General features: G+C 72.1%; 2 protein-coding genes. Both read right to left on the reverse strand.

The genetic code is table 11. The features are described 5' to 3' along the window. Positions 1 to 151: 151 nt before the first annotated feature. Complete coding sequence (locus BZL64_RS36935; RefSeq protein WP_086773377.1) at positions 152 to 1,153, reverse strand: proline racemase family protein; 1,002 nt, start codon at positions 1,151 to 1,153, stop codon at positions 152 to 154. 68 nt (positions 1,154 to 1,221) lie between these two features. Next, a partial coding sequence (locus BZL64_RS36940) for a dihydrodipicolinate synthase family protein (protein WP_086773378.1) occupies positions 1,222 to 1,941 on the reverse strand: 720 nt, incomplete at its 5' end.

Here is a 1,941-nt window from a genome sequence, read left to right on the forward strand (position 1 = left end):
GGGTGTGGGTGTGGGTGGGGTGCGGGTGGTGCCGGCTCACGCGGCGTGGCGGGTGCCATGTCACGTGCCATGTCACGTGCCATCAGTATCTACGCCGGGTTCCTGGCGTACGGACGGCCCCCGGTGTGCGGCCGGCGGTGCGTTCGGCGGGTCAGAGTACGAACCCGGCCGGGAACGGGTCCGTGGGGTCGAGCAGGTACTGGGCCGTGCCGGTGATCCAGGCGCGGCCCGTGAAGCTGGGCAGCACCGCCGCAACCCCCGCGACCTCCGTCGTGCCGAGAAGCCGGCCGGTGAAGCGGGTGCCGATGAAGGACTCGTTCACGAACTCGGTGTCCAGGGGCAGTTCACCGCGCGCGTGCAGCTGCGCCATGCGGGCGCTCGTCCCCGTTCCGCAGGGGGAGCGGTCGAACCAGCCCGGGTGGATGGCCATCGCGTGCCGCGAGTGGCGGGCGGTGGCGTCGGGCGCGTACAGGTGGACGTGGTGGCAGCCGCGGATGGACGGGTCCTGCGGATGCACCGGCTCCGCCTCGGAGTTGATCGCCTCCATGAGGGACAGCCCGGCCCGCAGGATGTCGTCCTTGCGCGCCCGGTCGAAGGGCAGCCCGAACTCCTCCAGCGGCAGGATGGCGTAGAAGTTCCCGCCGTACGCCAGGTCGTACGTCACCGTTCGACCGTCCGGCAGGGTGATCTCGCGGTCGAGCGTCACGGCGAAGGACGGGACGTTGTGCAGGGTCACCGCCGTGGCCGCGCCGTCGCGGACCGCGACCTCGGCGACGACCAGCCCGGCCGGGGTGTCGAGCCGGATGGTGGTGACCGGTTCGACGACCTCGACCATGCCGGTCTCCACCAGTACCGTCGCCACCCCGATCGTGCCGTGCCCGCACATCGGCAGATAGCCGGAGACCTCGATGTACACCACTCCCCAGTCGCAGTCCGACCGGGTCGGCGGCTGCAGGATCGCGCCGCTCATCGCGGAGTGACCACGCGGCTCGTTCATCAGCAACTGCCGTACCTCGTCACGGTGTTCACGGAAGTACAGCCGCCGCTCGTTCATCGTCGCGCCGGGGATCGTGCCGATCCCGCCGGTGATCACCCGGGTGGGCATGCCCTCGGTGTGCGAGTCGACGGCGTGCAGGACGAGTGCGCTGCGCATGAAGTCCCTTTCGGAGCGCTGGAGTTTGCCCTGGAGTTATGGTCGGCCGGGGGCCATATCCGGCCGGGTTACGCCAGGCCGGCGGCGACGGCCTTCTCGGTGGCCGCGCGGACGGCCGCCTCCTGCTCGGGCGGCAGCGGCACGCGCGGCGGACGGCAGGGTCCGCCGTACCGGCCGACGATGTCCATCGACAGCTTGATGGCCTGCACGAACTCGACGCGGGAGTCCCAGCGCAGCAGCGGGTGCAACCGCCGGTACAGCGGCAGCGCGGTGGTGAGGTCCCCCGCGACGGCGGCCCGGTAGAGGTCCACCGAGGCGCGGGGCAGCGCGTTGGGATAGCCGGCCACCCAGCCCTTGGCACCCGCCACCGCCAGCTCCAGCAGGACGTCGTCGGCACCGATCAACAGGTCGAGGTCCGGGGCGAGTTCGGCGATCCGGTAGGCGCGGCGGACGTCGCCCGAGAACTCCTTGACGCCATGGATGAGCCCCTCGCCGTGCAGCCGGGCCAGCAGTTCGGGCACGAGATCGACCTTGGTGTCGATGGGGTTGTTGTACGCCACCACCGGCAGGCCCGCCTTCGCGACCTCCGCGTAGTGCGCCACGACCGCGCGCTCGTCGGCGCGGTACGCGTTGGGCGGCAGCAGCATCACCGCGCCGCAGCCCGCCTCGCGCGCCTGCTCGGCCCAGCGGCGGGCCTCCGCCGATCCGTACGCGGTGACCCCCGGCATCACCCGCTCCCCGCCGATCGCCGCCACCGCGGTCCGTACGACCGCGGTGGCGGCGATCGG

Source organism: Streptomyces bobili, from assembly GCF_002154575.1.
Taxonomy (GTDB): Bacteria; Actinomycetota; Actinomycetes; order Streptomycetales; family Streptomycetaceae; genus Streptomyces; species Streptomyces bobili.

What these genes read in the sequence shown, in the direction of transcription:
- BZL64_RS36935 (WP_086773377.1), bottom strand. Translation starts at nt 1,153, where the DNA reads ATGCGCAGCGCACTCGTCCTGCACGCCGTCGACTCGCACACCGAGGGC.